Genomic DNA, 15,716 nt, shown 5'->3' on the forward strand with positions numbered 1-15,716 from the left:
AGAGAGAATGACGGAATACCTGTTGCTGCTGATCGGCGTGGCCCTGGTGAACAACGTGGTGCTCACCCAGTTCCTGGGCCTGTGCCCGTTCATGGGCGTGTCGAATCGGCTGGATACCGCCCTGGGCATGGGGCTGGCCACCACCTTCGTGCTCACGCTGGCGGCGGCAGCCGGATGGGTGATCGAGCACGCCCTGCTCATCCCCCTGGGGCTGGAGTTCCTGCGCATCCTCAGCTTCATCCTGGTCATCGCCGGGACCGTGCAGTTCACCGAGATGGCCGTGGCCCGGGTCAGCCCCACCCTGCACCAGGTCCTGGGGGTGTTTTTGCCGCTGATCACTACCAATTGCGCCGTGCTCGGCGTCGCGCTGCTTAATATCCAGGAGGCGCACACCTTCGCCCAGAGCCTGGTCTTCGGTGTCGGCGCGGCGCTCGGTTTCACGCTGGTCCTGGTCCTCTTCGCCGGATTGCGGGAGCGGCTGGCCACGGCGGCGGTACCGGCGGCCTTCGCCGGTGCGCCCATCGGGTTCGTGGTCGCCGGGCTGCTGTCCCTGGCGTTCATGGGACTGACCGGACTGCCCGAGGGAGGGTGAAGCGATGTATGCAGCGATGCTGGTACTGACCGGAATGGCGCTACTCATCGGGTTCCTGCTGGCCGTAGCGGCGCAGTACCTGAAGCCGCCGCCGGACGAGACCGCCGAGGCGGTCGAGCGGGTCCTGCCCGGCACCAACTGCGGGCAGTGCGGCCTGCCCGGCTGCAGCATCGGGGCCCAGGCCGTGGCCGCCGGGGAGCTACCGGTGAACTTCTGCCCGCCCGGCGGCCGAGCCGTGGCCGAGGAGATCGCCCGGATCACCGGTCAGCCCCTGGTCCTCGATGACGGCGACGACGGCATCCGCCGGGTGGCGCGGGTCACCCGGGAGGACCTGTGCACCGGGTGCCTCAAGTGCATCAAGGCCTGCCCGACCGACGCGGTGATCGGCGCCCCCAAGCAGATCCACGGGGTGCTGCCCGAGGCGTGCTCGGGGTGCGCGGCGTGCATCGACGTCTGCGCCACCGGGGCGCTGGAGATGGTCCCGGAGCCGGTGACGCTGGCCAACTGGCGCTGGCCGCGGCCGACGGAGGCGTACGACCATGCTGCTTAGCAAGCCGAAGATCATTCGCGGCGGCGTGCGCACCGAGCCACGCAAACAGCCCACCGCGGAGTCCCCGCTGGAGCCCCTGCGGGCACGACAGCGACTCTATGTCTCGCTGGCCCAGCACATCGGCGCACCCGCCCTGCCAGCCGTGGCCCCGGGTGAACACGTCACCAAGGGCCAGCGGATCGGCACGCCGGAGGCCGGCCTGTCGGCGGCCGTCCACGCCCCGACCTCGGGCCGGGTGGTGGCCGTCGACCGCCACCCGGCGCCCCACCCCTCCGGGCTGACGGTACCCACCGTGGTCCTCGACCCCGACGGCGAGGAGCAGTGGAGCGAGACCCTGCCGGAGCCGCTGACCGCACCGGCCAGGCAGATCGACCCGGCGACGATCGCTGCCCGGGTGGGCGAGGCCGGCATCGTCGGGATGGGCGGTGCTGCCTTCCCGGCGGCGGTGAAGCTCGGCGCCGGGCAGCCGGTGGCCACGCTGATCCTCAACGGCGGCGAGTGCGAACCGTACCTGACCTGCGACGACCGACTGATGCGCGAGCGCGCCGCCGGGATCATCGACGGCGCCCAGCTGATGGCCCGCGCCCTGGGCGCCGAACGCACCGCCATCGGGGTCGAGGACAACAAGCCGGAGGCCATCCACGCCCTGCGCCGCGCCAGTGACGCCCTCGGTGGCCCCGACGTGGTGCCGGTCCCGAGCCTGTGGCCCCAGGGCTCGGAGAAGCACCTGATCTACACGCTGACCGGCCGCGAAGTCCCGGCCGGCGCACGGGCGGGGGACATCGGCGTGGTCGTCCACAACGTCGGCACGGCCTACGCCGTGCATCGCGCCGCCCGCCACGGCCGCCCGCTGATCAGCCGCCCGGTGACCGTCGGCGGCGGCGCCGTGGCCGAACCGGGGAACTTCGAGGCGCCCCTGGGCCTGCCCCTGCAGGCCCTGATTGAGCAAGCCGGCGGGCTCCGCGAGCCCCCGGCCCGGGTGCTTGCCGGCGGCCCGATGATGGGCCAGGTGGCACCGCTGGAGGCCGCCGTGGCCAAGGGCACCAACGGTGTCATCGCCCTGACCGCCACCGAGATCCGCGAGGCCGAGGGGCGCCCCTGCATCCGTTGCGGCCGCTGCGTCGATGCCTGCCCGATGGGATTGATGCCCTTTGACATCGCCAACCGCGCGGCCGCCGGCGATGTCGACGGCGCCGCAGCCACCGGCCTGATGGACTGCCTGACCTGCGGCTCCTGCGCCTACGTCTGCCCCTCGGCGCGGCCCCTGGTGCAACTCTTCCACTACGCCCGCGGCCAGCTCGCCGAACAGGCCACCGCCAAGCAGCGCAGCGAGCTGCAGCGGCGCATGGCCGAGCAGCGGGCAGAACGCCAGCGCCGCGAGCAGGAGCGCAAGAAAGCGGCCGCTGCGGCCCGGCGCAAACAGCGGGCCCAGCAGAAGGCCGCCAGCAGCGAGACCGACCCGCCGGCGCAGGAGCAGCCGGTCGATGAGGAGAAGGAGACGCAGACGTGAGCGAACTGGTCGCCGGCCCCCACACCCGCGCCCCGCTGAGCCTGCCCACGCTGATGCGCCAGGTCCTCCTGGCCGCGGCTCCGGCCACCGCCTTCGGCGTGTGGCTCTACGGCTGGCCGGCCCTGAACCTGCTGCTCATCACCCTGGTCACCGTGCTGGTCGCCGAGGCGGCGTGCCTACGCGCCGCCGGGCGGCCCGTGCGCAGCGGCCTGGGCGACAGCTCGGCGCTGGTGGCCGGCTGGATCCTGGCCATGAGCCTGCCCCCGTGGGCGCCCTGGTGGATCGGGGTCATCGGTGGCCTGCTGGCCGTCGTCCTGGGCAAAGGGGTGTTCGGCGGCACCGGGCAGAACCTGTTCAACCCGGCCATGGTCGCCCGCGTGGCGCTGCTGATCGCCTTCCCGGTGGAGATGACCCGCTGGGTCGAGCCCGCCCCCCTGGGCTCCGCCGTGGCGCCCGGGTTTCTCGAATCCCTGGGGATCACCTTCACCGGCACCGCCGACTGGGATGCGGTCACCGGCGCCACCACCCTGGACGCCACCCGCACCGCCGTCACCGAAGGGCAGAGCATCGAGACCGCCCTGCCTGAGGCCTACCAGCCCGCCCTGGCCCTGCTCGGCTACGCCCCGGGGAGCCTGGCCGAAGGCTCGGCGCTGCTGCTCGCTCTCGGCGGGGTCTACTTGATCTACCGGCGGGTCATCGCCTGGGAGATCCCGGCGGTGATGCTCGCAACTCTGGCGGTGCTGGCCACCGTCTTCCACACCCTGGATCCCACGCGCTACGCCGATGCCGGCGTCCACATCCTGGCCGGTTCCACCCTGCTCGCCGCCTTCTTCATCGCCACCGACCCGACCACCTCACCGACCACCACCGTCGGCCGCGCGGTCTTCGCCGCCGGCTGTGCAGTGATCGTCTGGGTGGTGCGCACCTACGGCGGCTACCCCGAGGCCACCGCCTTCGCGGTGCTGCTGATGAACGCCTTCACGCCGCTGATCGACCACTGGATCCGCCCCCGGGTCTACGGCCGGACCCGGCTGGGCGCCCCGCTGAGCACGGACCGGGAGGGCCCATGAGCACACCGGAGCGCCCCACCTACCAACAGCGCACTGCCTACCACGTCACCCTGCTGGGCATGGTGGCCCTGATCAGCAGCACCGCCCTGGTCATTGCCGACCTGCAGACCCGCGAGCAGATCGAGGCGCAGCGCGAACGCCAGCTCGGCGAACGCATCGCCCAGGTGACGCCGGTGCGGACCGCCGCCGACGCGCCGCTGGAGCGCACGGTCTCGGTCCGCCACGACGGCCGTGAACACACCGCCTGGCAGTACCTGGAAGACGGCGAGGTGGCGGCGGTGGCCCTGGAGAGTCAGGCGCAGGGCTACGGCGGTACCATCCGGGTGATCGTCGGCATCGACCGCGACGGCGAGGTGCTGGCCGCCCGCGTCACCGAGCACCAGGAGACCCCGGGGCTCGGCGACGACATCGAGGCCGAACGCTCCGACTGGATCGACGCCTTCGAGGGCCGCTCGCTGGGCAACACCGCCGAGGACGACTGGGCGGTGGAGAAGGATGGCGGCGAGTTCGACCAGTTCACCGGCGCCACCATCACCCCGCGGGCGGTGGTCGCGGCGGTCCACACCGCCCTGCTCGCCTTCAACGCCCACCAGGGGCGATTGCTCGATCCGCGTGCCGGTCAACGCACCGCCGAGGACGCAACCGAGGAGGCCGACGATGGCTGATACCGATGCCGGACTCGCTGGACCCGCCCCCGCCGCCGAGGCCGGCCGCTGGCGGCGCATCGCCCGCGAGGGTCTGTGGGACAACAACGTGGTCTTTGCACAGCTGCTGGCGCTCTGCCCGCTGCTGGCGGTGACCTCCACCGCCACCAACGGCCTCGGGCTGGGGCTGGCGACGCTGTTCGTGATGGTGCTCTCGGCGGTGCTGGTCTCCACCCTGCGCGGGCTAATCACCGACCCGGTGCGCATCCCGGTCTTCATCCTGCTCATCGCCACCCTGGTGACGGTGGTGGACCTGTTCATGGAGGCCCACCTCAACCCCCTCTACCAGGCGCTGGGGCTGTTCATCCCGCTGATCGTCACCAACTGCGCCATCCTCGCCCGGGCCGAGGTGTTCGCCTCGCGTCACCCGCCGGCCGAGGCGGCCTTCGACGGCCTGATGATGGGGCTGGGTTTCACCGCCATCCTGCTCGTCCTCGGCGGCGTGCGCGAATTGCTCGGCGCCGGCACCCTGTTCGACCAGGCCGGGTTGATGCTCGGCGACGCCTTCGCCTTCCTGGAGATCACCGTGTTCCCCGATTACCCCGGCTTCCTGCTCATGGTACTGCCGCCAGGGGGCTTTATCGCGTTAGGATTCCTGATGGCCGGCAAGCGGCTGCTGGATCGACGCCGGGAGGCACAGACGGCATGAGCGAGCACGAACCGGAGAGCAAGCAGGACGGCCCGCTGGAGGTCTCGGTGGCCTACGTCGAAGCCGGCGAACACTTCTGGCGGTGCTTCCAGGTGCCGGCGGGCACCAACGCCGCCCAGGCCGTGGCCCGCAGCGGCCTGCAGCAGCGCTTCCCCCACCTGGACCTGAGCACACTCAAGCTCGGCGTCTTCGCCAAGCCGGTGAAGGCGGACCGGGTTCTCGAGGACGGCGACCGGGTGGAGGTCTACCGGCCGATCACCGCGGACCCCGAGGCGCTGGCCAGCGACCGGGACACCGAGGAGGCCGGATCGTGAGCGGCTGCCTGGAGCGCGAGGCGGTGGTCATCGAGACCCGCGGCGACCAGGCCCGGGTCCACGCCGACCGGCCGACCGCCTGCGGCGCCTGCAAGGCCCGGGGTGCCTGCGGGGCGCAATTGCTGGACCGCCACCGCGGGGCCCGCGGCGTCTGGGTGCGCAACGCCATCGGCGCCCGCGAGGGCGAGGCCGTGGTGGTCTCGGTCCCCACCGGCGCCCTGCTCGGCGGCGCCCTGGCCGTCTACCTGCTGCCGCTGGCCGGGCTGCTCGGCGGGGCGCTGCTCGCCGACGCCGGCCTGGGTGCGGGCACCCCGGGGACCGTCGCCAGCGCGGCGGTGGGGCTGGTGGCCGGGCTGCTCGGCGCCCGCAGCCTACTCCAGCGCCGTGAGAGCGCCACCAGACAGCTCAGCCTGCGCCGCCCCGGCCCCACCGCCGGCGCCTAGAAGCGCAGCCGCACGCCGATCCGCCCGCTGCGGTTGCGCGACTCCTCGTACTGGATGACGCCGTCGAAGAGATCCTCCACCAGCTCGACACTGGCGCTGAGGGTCAGCCGCCCGTTGCCGATGCGCAGCAGCCGCTCCTGCGCGTCGTCGGGATCGTCCATGCCCAGGTAGTAGGCGTAGTGGGCATCCACCGCCCAGCGATCGGAGAGCGGCCGCTGCACGCCGATCCCGACGGTGGCGCCGGCGCGCCGATCGTCGCGGCAGGCGTCGTCTTCATCCGCTTCGCACTTCTCGACATTGCGGCGCTCGCGGGCCGCGGTGGCGTAGAGGCCCGTCCCGGCCAACACCTCCTCCCAGTGCCAGCCGAGACCGAAGGCGTAGTGCTCCAGCCCGGCGCGGGTATCTTCGGCGTCCCCGCCCCCCAGGCAGTCGCCGACGCAGGCGTCGGTGCCCAGATAATCGAAGTAGAGGAAGCCGCCCACCGCGGACTGCCACGAGGCCCGTAGATGGCCGCCAATGGCCCGGCGGTAGTCGATGGCCTCCTCGTCCTCGTCTCCGTCCGGGTGGACGCTCAGGGAGCTGTCGAAGACGACCTGGGCAAAGGCCAGCTGCAGGTAGCTATGCGGCCGCGATATCTCAGCCACGGCCTGGGCCGGCGCCAGCCCTAGGGCCAGGAGCAGCCATAGCGGCCCGAGGCCCGGTCGGGCCCGACGCCGCAGCAGTCGCGGGGGGTGGCGTGCGTCCATCCAGCCATTGGCCTCAACGGTGGGGTGAGTGCGGAACGTACCGCCTTGCCCGCGGCGATTCAACGCTCGCCGCGGGCATCGCCCCCCGAGTCCCACCGGTTAGTCGATGCGGATCTCGCCGCTGCCGCCAACCGAGCCGTCGCCGGCCTCCAGGATCAGCAGTCCGCCGCTGTCGAGCACACGGGTGAGCTCCCCGGGGCCCTCGTAGCCATCCTGCAGTGCGTAGAGCAGATCCACGGCGTCCCCCTGGTCGTGGCAGCGCAGGGTGTAGTCAAAGCTGGCGCTGCCGGCGGCGTTGCGGTTGGCTTCGGCGCAGAGATCGTTGAACAGCCGGTGCAGTTCGCGCCCCACCTCCGCGGCCTGCCCCTCGTCGGTGGTGGTCACGACCTTGAACGGTCGGCCGCGCTCCACGACGTCCAGCCAGCTGTTGTCGATTTGATTGAGGACCCGGTTGGCGGTCTCGCTCGCCGCCTCCTCGGCCAGAACCCCATAGTCCCCGGCGTCCCGCTCCGGGGAGTGGCCACTGCTGGCACCGATCTGATCCGCCGTGGCCGTATAGAACGCCACCGCCGTGACAACGGCGCTGCGCACGGTATCGGCCCCCACCTCGCGGGCGCTGTGATCGACATCCAGCGTGATGTAGACATCACTGCCGACCTCCAGGGCCAGCTGGTGCATGGGATCGTCGTGGCCTTCCAGCGCCGCCACCTGACCGATCACCTCGTCGACCCGCTCATCGGCCTCGGGCACCTCCACATCGAAACCCCGCTCCTGCAGGTACTCGGAGACGCGCACTATCGCCGGTCGCGTATCGTCGGCGTGCTCGGCATCCCGCGGCAGAACGGCGATGCGGGGCCGCCCGATCCGGTCCATGACATCGACGCTGTCTTCGATCACGTCCCGCGCCACCAGATCGTCGGAGAGCCGCGCAATGTTCACGCGCACATTCTTCTCCACCACCCGGTCGCCACCCTCCTGCCGACTGCCGAGGATATCGCTCTCCCAGCCGATGTAGGAGCGGGCATCGGCGAAGATCTCTTCCTCATGCTCGGCGAAGGCGTGGCGGCTGGCGGCATCCGCCAGCAGCGGATGATCCCCGCCGTACAGCGCATACCAGACCGCAGCCAGGCGAGCGTCCTCCTCGGCGGCATCGACATCGCTGCCAATCCCCTGGGCGCGGATCATGACCTCCGAGGCGGAGGTGGATTCCACCAGACGGGCCTGGTTCGACTCGGGCAGGGGGCTGCTGGCACAGCCGACCAGGCCCACTGCCAGGGCAGCTGCCGTAGCGGCGGTCGCCGCGCCCCATACTCGATTCCGGTTCATGGACACCCCCTACTGTCAGTGCGCAAAGGCGCGGGCAATGGCGTCCGCCGGGGTACAGGCTGCTGCCTGGCTCCCGCGGTCGTCGCGCAGCTCGTTGCAACGCTCGGCCGGCTCATCCCCACCACCGAACAGGCCATCGGCGAAGGATGCGTGGTGGACCACCTGCAGACCGGCGTAGAAACCGTTGGTGAACTCGACCTCGGGCCGGGCATCGGCATCGTTGTGCTCGTCGTCGTAGCTGATCCCGTCCACGACGTTGTAGGCGTAACCGGCCTGGGCCTGGATCTGCGTATGCGGGGTCAGGAAGGCCCCCAGGGTCAGCCGGGGCTGGACGTGGAGGGTGTTGATATCGAGATCATCCTCCTCGAAGCCCTCCCCCTCGTGCTTGAGGCGCAGGATCTCGCCGGTGACGCCCACCCCGAGCCCGACGTAGCTCCGACCCATCGGGTAGATGCGGCGCTCGGCGAAGAGCCCTAAACGACCGGCAAAGCCCCGGTTGATCTCCTGCTCGCCGCCATCGATCTCCACGTCGCCCCCCCTGGCCACACCAATACCGCCCTCGAGGTGGACCCACCACTGGGAACGCTGCGGCGCGTTCTGGGTGAAGGCAAGGTTGTAGCTGCCGATGAGGTTCGCGTAGGCCTGACCACCGGCCCCGCCGGCGGGCTCGCCGTCGAGCTCGATCTCGTTGCCCTGGTAGCTGCCGCCGTAACCGAGGAAGACGCCGCTGTACGGGATCTCCTCGGCGCGGTCCGAGCGTTCGATGCGGGTTTCCCGCGCCAGGACGCGCACCGAACTATCGGTTCGCTCGCCCTCGGGCAGCACGAGACAGGTCTCGCCCACATCGCGGACCATGCCCCAGCCAATCCGCTCCTCTTCACCGTCGATGGTGCGGTAGAAGGCCACCAGCGCGTCGGGACGAACGTTCTGCTGATCCCCGAACGGCACTTGCACGTTGCGCAGTCCGGCCTCCGTGACCGGGGCGGCGTAACGGAAGTCCGCGTGCTCCTCGACCAGAAGCTGTTCGAGCGTGGAGATGTTGTCCACGAACGCGCTGCGGTAGGCGCTGATCAGATGCGGCTCGATATCCATCCGCCAAGCTGCGGACTCCTGCTTGGTCGTCTTACCGGACCGGCCTCTGTTGTTCAGCGCGTCGGGGTAGTCCACAGGGGTGATCACATCGCGAACCTCGAAGCGCTCCCCGTTGAACTGGAAGACCGCCACCCCGGTAGGGACCTCAGCCCGGATTTCACTCCTGTAGTCGAAATATTCCTCGCCGTCGTCATCCTCCTGCTCACGCTTCGTAATGCGCCAGTCAGCCCCGGCGGCAGAGGTGTAGAAACCGATGACACGCACCGACTCACTCATGCGCTCGAGTACCTCGGCAGGGATACCGGTCTGCCGGGCGCGCTCGGTGATGAACGTCGCCTGCTCGGTCTGCGACATGTGCTCATAACGCTCATCCCGGGCCGCGCTGATCACCTCGGCCAGGGGGGCGGCGAGCTTCTCATCGAGCTGCTCGCGCATGGTCTCGGTGTAGGTCTTCGGATCCACGCCCACCGGCGCCTGGAGACCCTCGCCGAACGCGCTCTCCGTTTCGATGACCTGCGTGGGGGTTTGGATCTGCGTGGTCTCGGGGCCGAGCAGGATGCGATCCACCCGCGGCGACAGGATGCGATCCAGATGACCGTCGAGCACGTCTTCCGGCACATGCTGACCGAGGGTGACCTCCTCAATGCCACGAACCTCACATTCGCCCTCGTGATCGCAGTACTCCTGCGTAACCCTGAACGTCTCCGTGGCCACACCCACCCCGGAGAGGACCAGCACAGCCTGGCGCTCACTGTGGGCGACGGTCTCGTCGGCCCACTCCACGGCAACACCACTCCCCCAGGGGATCCCCAGCAGGACCAGGCCTGCCAGGGATCGCCGTAAGATCCGTGCGGTCATAAACCCCTCTTGGTTGTTCTTGTTCGTCTGGGTGCACTGGCCGCAATTACTGCAGCAGCGCCTCACCGCTCTCACCGCTGATGACGGCCTCGGTCAGGGCCTCGGCCAGTGCCCGGCGGCGCTCCTCGAGATCGCCTTCGGCGACCCGATCGATCCCCCCGGTGTGCTCCGCCACCGGCTGACCGCCTCGGTGGGCCTCGATGCGCGCCTCCAGGGCGTAGTAGTCCTGATCAGCAACCCGGGACAGGTGGCGCTGTTCGATGCGCAGTTGCACCGTACGCTCGGCGTGAGCGTCCACCTCGATATCGTGTCGACCCAGCACCCCGGCAACGGCCGACCGGGTGTCCTCGGGCAGATCCAGGGCCACACCGTGCTCAGCCACTGGGACCAACTCGATCTCCAGCGTCTTGTGGGTGTGGGCGACCAGATCGATGCGCCGCCGCTCGGTGCGGTACCCGTCGGCCTTGGCGCGGTAGCGGTACCGGCCGGGCGGGACGAGTTGCTCCTGGCGGTTGTCGAGGACCCGATCGCCGACGTGCAGTTCGGCCTCATCGGGTATCAGATCCGGTGTCAGGCGGGCGTAGTCGAGATACTGAATGGCCTCATCCCGATGCGCAGCCAATTGCTCCGCCGCCTCCTCGGCGGCCGCAGCATCGGGCTCGGCAGCGAAGGGCACCAGGGCCAGGCCGAAGTCGGCCCGGTCGGTGACGGCCTCGATCTCCTCGGCGTCGAGTCGCCCATAGTCGCGATCCACCTGACGCAGGAGACTCTCCAGCGTGCGCAGGACCCCCGACTCCCGCAGCCGCGCCTCCACCCGGTAGTCGTCACGCGCCGCCTCGGGGTCGCTATACTCCACGCCCTCGAAGAAGCCCCGGGCCCGCGAGGCGATCCTGGCGTCCATCTCCTCGCTCACTTCGTCATCGGCGAGGGTGGTGCGCACCTCCTGGTCGCTCTCGACGGTGACCGCCACGCGCTCGCTCAGCGCGTTGAGGGCCGCGGCACGGGCACTCTCCTCGTCCGCCCCGTAGCCGGCAGCACTGAGGACCACCTCGCCGGCGTGGGCCTGCGAACCGACTGCCCCTGCCAGGAACACTCCCAGAGACCACGCCGCAGACCGGCGTAATTTGCGACTGCCCATGGTCACCGGCCCTCCCCTCCGGTCGGTTAGAAGGCCGGGGCACTCACAGCGCCCCGGCTCGGCTCCGGAACCCCATCACTCCAGGGCTTCGTCCATGCGGTTGAGGGCCTCCTGACTGAGGAAGCGCTCGCGCAGCTCGGCGTCGGTGAACACGTCCTCCTCCTCGGGCTCGACCCGCTCGGCAACCTGATCGACGATCTGATTCACGCTGTCCTGGCCAAGCGCCATCATCGAGCAGAAGTGGGTCACGTCCTCGCCGTCCCCGTCGGGCAGATCCACATAATCGGCAGTCACCCGGAACGACCCCCGCACCTGCTCCTCGACCACCTGGCGGCTGACCTCCTCGAACATGCCGCCCTGCTGAACGGCGCCGTCGTCGCCGTCGATGGTGCTCTGGTAGTCCTCGGACAGCGACTGCATCTGGGCGCTGAGCCCGGCGGCCAGCTGCTGACGTGCGTCCATATCGGCACGGCTCTGGTCCGTGTTGAAACGACCCGTGGAGGGAACACAGGCGCTGGTGGCCAGCCCGTCCTCGACCTGGGGCGACATCACCCAGTCCGGCACGTCCAGCCCCTGTTCCTCGGCCTGCTCCTGGGGCTCGGGCTGCATCGCACCACAGGCAGCGAGCGCGACAGCGGAACTGGCCAGCAGCGCGGTGTAGAACGTCTTCTTCATGGTGTTACCTCCTCTCTTGGTTTCCGCGGCCCGACCCCGACGCACCCAAGGGGCGGACCATCCCGGGGCGCTCACGGCCCCCCGTCGAGTTGCTCGATGAGTACGTGCACCTCGGGCTCACCCCGGGTGCCGGTGAAGCGCACGCCGTGCAGCTGGGCGCGCAACTGCTCCTGTGTGCCGGCGTAGGTGGCCTCGGCGTAGAAGGTGCCCCCGCGGCGATCCTGGATCTGCACAGCTTCCTGCTCGATCTCCACCCCTTCCTCCTGTGCGAGTTGGACCAGACCGTGCTCCACGGCACGATCGATCTTGCTCGACAGCAGGTCGACGGAGAGGTACCCCGAGAAGCGGCCCACGGCGATCCCCCGTTCGCCGATAGTGACTTCTTCATGCCAGTTGGCGGGCACACCCGAAGGCCGGGCCGGCGCCTCCGCACCTTGCAGGGCGACCCGGGCGTAGATCAGATCCCCGACCGCACACTGATCCGTGAGCAACAGCACCGGGGGCTCATCGCTGCCGGCATACTCCAGCTGTGTCTGCTCTCGATCGATCAATCGCGGGATGGCCGCAGCGGCGTCACGCCCTCCCTGGATCAGCGTCTCGCTGTACGCCTCGACCTCGACGCCGAACAGCGCTTGCATCTGCGCCAGGGCGTTGTCGAGCAAAAGGCGATACTGCTCACGCTGATTGGCGGCCCGTTGGCTGACGGTCACCACCGAGGCGGCGTCGAGGGCATCGGCGTCGGCACACAGCCACTCGGGCTGACAAACCTGCGGACGGCAGGTCAGAGGCGAACAGCGCTCCTCCACCCGCGCCTCGGCCGCGTCGGAGTGTCGGTAGGCGTAGCTGTAGTGGTAGCCACCCGACGTCCAAGTATCAGCCACCGCCACCTGGGTCCCGCCCAGACTCAGCCGCTCACCCTCCTTCGGCGCACTCTCCGGCGGATCGGCATCGAGGACGGCGGCCAGCGCCTGGACCGCGCGGTGTCGGCTGGTAGCGGCCAGATCCCCGGCCCCATAGCGGCTGGCGATGCCGATGGCCCCCTCGGCGTGCTCACCGTAGGGGTCATCGAACCAGCACGGGCGGTCGTCACCCGCCTGCACCGGAGCGGCCAGGGCGAGGACGCTAACCGCCGCCACCAGGGCGCCGCCCCGCCCCGGTGCGAACCGGTTGTACCCGAACATGGCTAGTTAGAAGTCCCGGTAAGCCTGGTGGCGACTGGCGACGTTGACGAGGTAGTTGCGCGTCTCTTCGTAGGGGAGGTTCTCCGCCAGCGTCTCGTAGACCTCGTCCGGGCTCATGTCGTTGATCACCTCGGCGGCAGCCGAGACGTTGGTGCCGTCGACAAACGCCCGGGCCACATTGCCGGCACCGGTGTTGTAGGCGGAGATGACGGCGTAAAGCCGGCTTTCGGGATCCTCGATGGCGCTCAGGTAACTACTGTCGAGGATGTCGAGGTAGACGGCGCCGGCGCGGATGTTGTTATCCGGATTATAGAGATAGTCCGGAGAGAACAGGCGCTGCTCGCCGTAGACCCGCTGCGCCACGTCCCTGCCCGCCGACTCAGGTACGATCTGCATCAGCCCGTAGGCAGGGATATGGGAACGGGCCATGGGATTGAAACTGCTCTCGCTGTGCATCACGGCGAGCATGAGCGCCGGATCCACGTCGTAGCGCTCCGCCTCCGCCTCCACATCCTCGCGGAACTCCTCGGCCTTGTCCGAGGCGCGACTTTCGGGCATGGGGACCGAGAACGAAAGGATGTCGCGTCGACCATCGCCCTCCGGTTCCTGGCGCTGCTCCGCCTTGGCTTGGGCCATCATCTCTTCGACGTCCTCGGCCGAGATCTCGCTGAGCACCCGCTGCTCATCGGAATTGCCGGCTGCGGTGGTCTCGCTTTCGGGGATGTCCAGTCGATCCCACGTCCGCTGGGTGACCTCGTCGCCCTCGTAGGCTTCGGCCAAGGTGGTCTGCAACAGCTCATCCAGTCGCTGGGCGGCCGCCTGCACAGCCTCCCGCCCCTCCCCTGGGACATCCACTACAATCTCGTTCCGGGCGTAGTCGACGACGGTCCGGGAGGCCTGGTCATCGCCGTACTGAACCCACTCGCGGCGATCACTGACCCGCGGCTCTTCCCAGCGCTGGGAGAGCTCCTCCTGATAGGCCTCAAGCTCTTCGTGGAAGGTGTCGCGGAAGTCGGCGTAGCGCTCGCGGAAATCGGTGGCGAAGTCGTCAAAGGATTCCCGCTGCTGCTCCCGGAATTGCTCCAGGGCATCTCCAGCGTGGACGGCTCCAGGAACAGCTAGCGTCCCGATCAGGGCCGACAAGACCCAACGGCGCGTATCCATGCTTTTCCCTTTTTGTTGTTTTTTTCCCGATGTCCAGCTGACTGGACTTAGTCAACGCTGCCTGTCGAACGCTAGCAGTGGCTATTAACAGGTGTCAAATGCGGTTTCTCAAAGACGCAGTTGATCGCCGCTGCCCAGCAGCTCGATGGCTACCCGGGCCGCAGCGGCCTGCTCGCGCAGCTCCTGCTCGATCCGCGCAGCGGCACTGGGCTTGAGATGGGAGACCCATACCTGCACACCGGAGGGGAGCTGGCGCAGTTGGTCGATGAGCAGCCCCGGGGTGAAATGCCCCACCTGCAGGGCCAGGGACCGCAGGGCATCCGGGAAGGCACACTCGATGATCAGGGCGTCCGGCGGCTCGGCTTCCAGCAGCCGTTGCCAGAAGGTGGGACACGGCCCCGTATCCCCGGTGAAGACGAAACAGGCGTGGCCATCCTCGATGCGGTACCCCACCGCCGGGACGGCGTGCTGCGCCGGCAGGGGCGTCACGTGCAGGGCCCCGATCGGCACGGCCTGATCGGGCGCCAGGGGGTGGAGGGTGAGCACCGGCTCCTCCCGGGTCGGGATGGCGGTGAAGTCCGGCCACAGGACCCCGTTGAACAGGTGCGCGCGCAGGGCGTCGAGCGTCGGCGCCGGCGCGTGGACCCGGATGGGCGGGCTGTCATCGCCGATGCGGGCGTCGGCCATCAGCCCCAGATAGGCGATGTGATCCAGGTGGGCGTGGGTGAGCAGGACATCGCGGATGCCGCCGAGCTCGGCGGCGGTCAGGTCGCCGACGCCGCTGCCGGCGTCGACGAGCAACCAGCCGTCCACCAGCAGGGCAGTGGTGCGCAGCCCCTGGCCGATACCGCCACTGGTACCTAGCGCGCGCAGCTCCATCGGCCCTCCGGTGGTGCAGGGTGGCCCCGCAAGGGACCGGCTCGTTCAGCCCCTGCGGCGCAGGACCCAGATCTCCAGCAGCGACCACTCCTCGCCAGGGTAGTTCTCCTGCTCGAGCTGAGACATGCGCCGGTGGCGCGAGGCCATGCTGCCGACGAACTCGAAGCGCTCGAGGAGCATGCGCTTGGTCGCGTCGGCCTTCTCCAGCGCGAAGGGGTTGAGGAAGTTGACCAGCATATACCCCTCGCCCTGCTTGCTGGCGAAGGCGTCGAGGATCTTCTCGATGGCCTCCGGCTCCAGGTAGACCAGCGCGGCGGTGGAGATGACCACGTCGGCCTCGGCCATGGTGCGCTCGACGGCCTGCTGCGTCTCGGCCGGTGGGACGTTGAGATCGGCCTCGATGGTCTCGTCGTAGATCCCGGCCTGCTTGCCGTAGGCCAGCGCGCTGCCGGAGATGTCGATGCCGGTCACCCGAGCGGGAAAGCGGCGCTCGGCCTCGATGTTCAGCGCGGCATCGGGATCGCGCCAGTTGTGGCGGATCGCCTCGAAGTCCATGCCGTACAGGGTGGCCATCGTGGTGTTGCCGAAGCAGGCACACAGGTCCACAAAGTTGACCGGCTGGCCGCCGGCGGTCTGCTTCTCGACCCAGGGTAGGATCAGGCGGTCGAAGGTCTGGCGGTTGAAGTTGTCGGAGACGTAATCGAGGGCGTCGAGGATCTGTTCCTTGAAAGGAACCGGGGAATCGGCCACGTAGATGTCGTCGAAGTGCTGTTTCTTTTCGTCGGTCTTAACACCGGAATCGCTCATGCGTGCTTCTCCTTTTCG

At 69.3% G+C, this 15,716-nt stretch carries 17 protein-coding genes; 8 read left to right on the plus strand and 9 right to left on the minus strand.

Features of this window, described 5'->3' with window-relative positions; genetic code table 11:
* Positions 1-7 precede the first annotated feature (7 nt).
* The 8 genes from rsxA to HHAL_RS01495 are packed head-to-tail and all read left to right on the plus strand — an operon-like array spanning position 8 to position 5,832.
* Positions 8-592: an electron transport complex subunit RsxA gene (gene rsxA, locus HHAL_RS01460; protein ID WP_011813100.1), complete on the plus strand. Its 585-nt coding sequence runs from the start codon at positions 8-10 to the stop codon at positions 590-592.
* A gap of 4 nt (positions 593-596) precedes the next feature.
* A complete protein-coding gene (locus tag HHAL_RS01465; RefSeq protein ID WP_011813101.1) occupies positions 597-1,142 on the plus strand; it encodes an RnfABCDGE type electron transport complex subunit B in 546 nt (181 codons plus the stop codon).
* The gene (gene rsxC / locus HHAL_RS01470) at positions 1,132-2,652 is read left to right on the plus strand and encodes an electron transport complex subunit RsxC (protein ID WP_011813102.1); all 1,521 of its coding nucleotides are present in this window, start codon (positions 1,132-1,134) and stop codon (positions 2,650-2,652) included. Before HHAL_RS01465 ends, rsxC begins: the two co-directional genes overlap by 11 nt.
* Positions 2,649-3,722 carry an RnfABCDGE type electron transport complex subunit D gene (locus HHAL_RS01475; RefSeq protein ID WP_011813103.1) on the plus strand — a complete coding sequence of 358 codons (1,074 nt, stop codon included), beginning with the start codon at positions 2,649-2,651 and terminating at the stop codon, positions 3,720-3,722. The genes rsxC and HHAL_RS01475 overlap by 4 nt, the downstream gene beginning before the upstream one ends.
* Positions 3,719-4,387 carry an electron transport complex subunit RsxG gene (gene rsxG, locus HHAL_RS01480; protein WP_011813104.1) on the plus strand — a complete coding sequence of 223 codons (669 nt, stop codon included), beginning with the start codon at positions 3,719-3,721 and terminating at the stop codon, positions 4,385-4,387. The genes HHAL_RS01475 and rsxG overlap by 4 nt, the downstream gene beginning before the upstream one ends.
* On the plus strand, positions 4,380-5,075 hold the full coding sequence (locus HHAL_RS01485) for an electron transport complex subunit E (protein ID WP_011813105.1): 696 nt from the start codon (positions 4,380-4,382) through the stop codon (positions 5,073-5,075). The genes rsxG and HHAL_RS01485 overlap by 8 nt, the downstream gene beginning before the upstream one ends.
* A complete protein-coding gene (locus HHAL_RS01490) occupies positions 5,072-5,389 on the plus strand; it encodes an RnfH family protein (RefSeq protein WP_011813106.1) in 318 nt (105 codons plus the stop codon). Before HHAL_RS01485 ends, HHAL_RS01490 begins: the two co-directional genes overlap by 4 nt.
* Complete coding sequence (locus HHAL_RS01495) at positions 5,386-5,832, plus strand: SoxR reducing system RseC family protein (RefSeq protein ID WP_011813107.1); 447 nt, start codon at positions 5,386-5,388, stop codon at positions 5,830-5,832. The genes HHAL_RS01490 and HHAL_RS01495 overlap by 4 nt, the downstream gene beginning before the upstream one ends.
* On the opposite strand, the gene HHAL_RS01500 is transcribed toward HHAL_RS01495, so the two are convergent.
* The 9 genes from HHAL_RS01500 to HHAL_RS01540 form a co-directional block, all read right to left on the minus strand.
* A complete protein-coding gene (locus HHAL_RS01500) occupies positions 5,829-6,578 on the minus strand; it encodes an outer membrane beta-barrel protein (RefSeq protein ID WP_011813108.1) in 750 nt (249 codons plus the stop codon). The two genes, HHAL_RS01495 and HHAL_RS01500, sit on opposite strands and share 4 nt — an antisense overlap.
* Before the next feature lie 99 nt (positions 6,579-6,677).
* The gene (locus tag HHAL_RS01505) at positions 6,678-7,904 is read right to left on the minus strand and encodes a DUF6175 family protein (protein WP_011813109.1); all 1,227 of its coding nucleotides are present in this window, start codon (positions 7,902-7,904) and stop codon (positions 6,678-6,680) included.
* A gap of 15 nt (positions 7,905-7,919) precedes the next feature.
* Positions 7,920-9,854 (minus strand): hypothetical protein, encoded by a 1,935-nt coding sequence (locus HHAL_RS01510; RefSeq protein ID WP_011813110.1) that lies wholly within the window; start codon positions 9,852-9,854, stop codon positions 7,920-7,922.
* A 46-nt stretch (positions 9,855-9,900) separates the two neighbouring features.
* A complete protein-coding gene (locus HHAL_RS01515; protein WP_011813111.1) occupies positions 9,901-10,992 on the minus strand; it encodes an LPP20 family lipoprotein in 1,092 nt (363 codons plus the stop codon).
* A gap of 75 nt (positions 10,993-11,067) precedes the next feature.
* Positions 11,068-11,667, minus strand: coding sequence for a hypothetical protein (locus HHAL_RS01520; protein WP_011813112.1), 600 nt, complete (start codon positions 11,665-11,667; stop codon positions 11,068-11,070).
* A 71-nt stretch (positions 11,668-11,738) separates the two neighbouring features.
* Positions 11,739-12,848: a hypothetical protein gene (locus HHAL_RS01525; protein WP_011813113.1), complete on the minus strand. Its 1,110-nt coding sequence runs from the start codon at positions 12,846-12,848 to the stop codon at positions 11,739-11,741.
* Between the two features lie 6 nt (positions 12,849-12,854).
* On the minus strand, positions 12,855-14,012 hold the full coding sequence (locus HHAL_RS01530) for a transglycosylase SLT domain-containing protein (protein WP_011813114.1): 1,158 nt from the start codon (positions 14,010-14,012) through the stop codon (positions 12,855-12,857).
* A gap of 108 nt (positions 14,013-14,120) precedes the next feature.
* Positions 14,121-14,891, minus strand: coding sequence for an MBL fold metallo-hydrolase (locus HHAL_RS01535; RefSeq protein ID WP_011813115.1), 771 nt, complete (start codon positions 14,889-14,891; stop codon positions 14,121-14,123).
* Positions 14,892-14,936: 45 nt separating this feature from the next.
* Positions 14,937-15,698, minus strand: coding sequence for a class I SAM-dependent methyltransferase (locus tag HHAL_RS01540; RefSeq protein ID WP_011813116.1), 762 nt, complete (start codon positions 15,696-15,698; stop codon positions 14,937-14,939).
* Positions 15,699-15,716: the final 18 nt, after the last annotated feature.

Origin of the sequence: Halorhodospira halophila SL1, from assembly GCF_000015585.1 — a bacterium.
Taxonomy (GTDB): domain Bacteria; phylum Pseudomonadota; class Gammaproteobacteria; order Nitrococcales; family Halorhodospiraceae; genus Halorhodospira; species Halorhodospira halophila.

Bases quoted from the DNA above. Each gene is read 5' to 3' on its own strand.
- HHAL_RS01510 (WP_011813110.1), bottom strand. From the start codon at position 9,854: ATGACCGCACGGATCTTACGGCGATCCCTGGCAGGCCTGGTCCTGCTG.
- rsxC (WP_011813102.1), top strand. From the start codon at position 1,132: ATGCTGCTTAGCAAGCCGAAGATCATTCGCGGCGGCGTGCGCACCGAG.
- rsxG (WP_011813104.1), top strand. From the start codon at position 3,719: ATGAGCACACCGGAGCGCCCCACCTACCAACAGCGCACTGCCTACCAC.
- HHAL_RS01540 (WP_011813116.1), bottom strand. From the start codon at position 15,698: ATGAGCGATTCCGGTGTTAAGACCGACGAAAAGAAACAGCACTTCGAC.
- HHAL_RS01520 (WP_011813112.1), bottom strand. From the start codon at position 11,667: ATGAAGAAGACGTTCTACACCGCGCTGCTGGCCAGTTCCGCTGTCGCG.
- HHAL_RS01485 (WP_011813105.1), top strand. From the start codon at position 4,380: ATGGCTGATACCGATGCCGGACTCGCTGGACCCGCCCCCGCCGCCGAG.
- HHAL_RS01535 (WP_011813115.1), bottom strand. From the start codon at position 14,891: ATGGAGCTGCGCGCGCTAGGTACCAGTGGCGGTATCGGCCAGGGGCTG.
- HHAL_RS01490 (WP_011813106.1), top strand. From the start codon at position 5,072: ATGAGCGAGCACGAACCGGAGAGCAAGCAGGACGGCCCGCTGGAGGTC.
- HHAL_RS01530 (WP_011813114.1), bottom strand. From the start codon at position 14,012: ATGGATACGCGCCGTTGGGTCTTGTCGGCCCTGATCGGGACGCTAGCT.
- HHAL_RS01525 (WP_011813113.1), bottom strand. From the start codon at position 12,848: ATGTTCGGGTACAACCGGTTCGCACCGGGGCGGGGCGGCGCCCTGGTG.
- HHAL_RS01515 (WP_011813111.1), bottom strand. From the start codon at position 10,992: ATGGGCAGTCGCAAATTACGCCGGTCTGCGGCGTGGTCTCTGGGAGTG.
- rsxA (WP_011813100.1), top strand. From the start codon at position 8: ATGACGGAATACCTGTTGCTGCTGATCGGCGTGGCCCTGGTGAACAAC.
- HHAL_RS01500 (WP_011813108.1), bottom strand. From the start codon at position 6,578: ATGGACGCACGCCACCCCCCGCGACTGCTGCGGCGTCGGGCCCGACCG.
- HHAL_RS01465 (WP_011813101.1), top strand. From the start codon at position 597: ATGTATGCAGCGATGCTGGTACTGACCGGAATGGCGCTACTCATCGGG.
- HHAL_RS01505 (WP_011813109.1), bottom strand. From the start codon at position 7,904: ATGAACCGGAATCGAGTATGGGGCGCGGCGACCGCCGCTACGGCAGCT.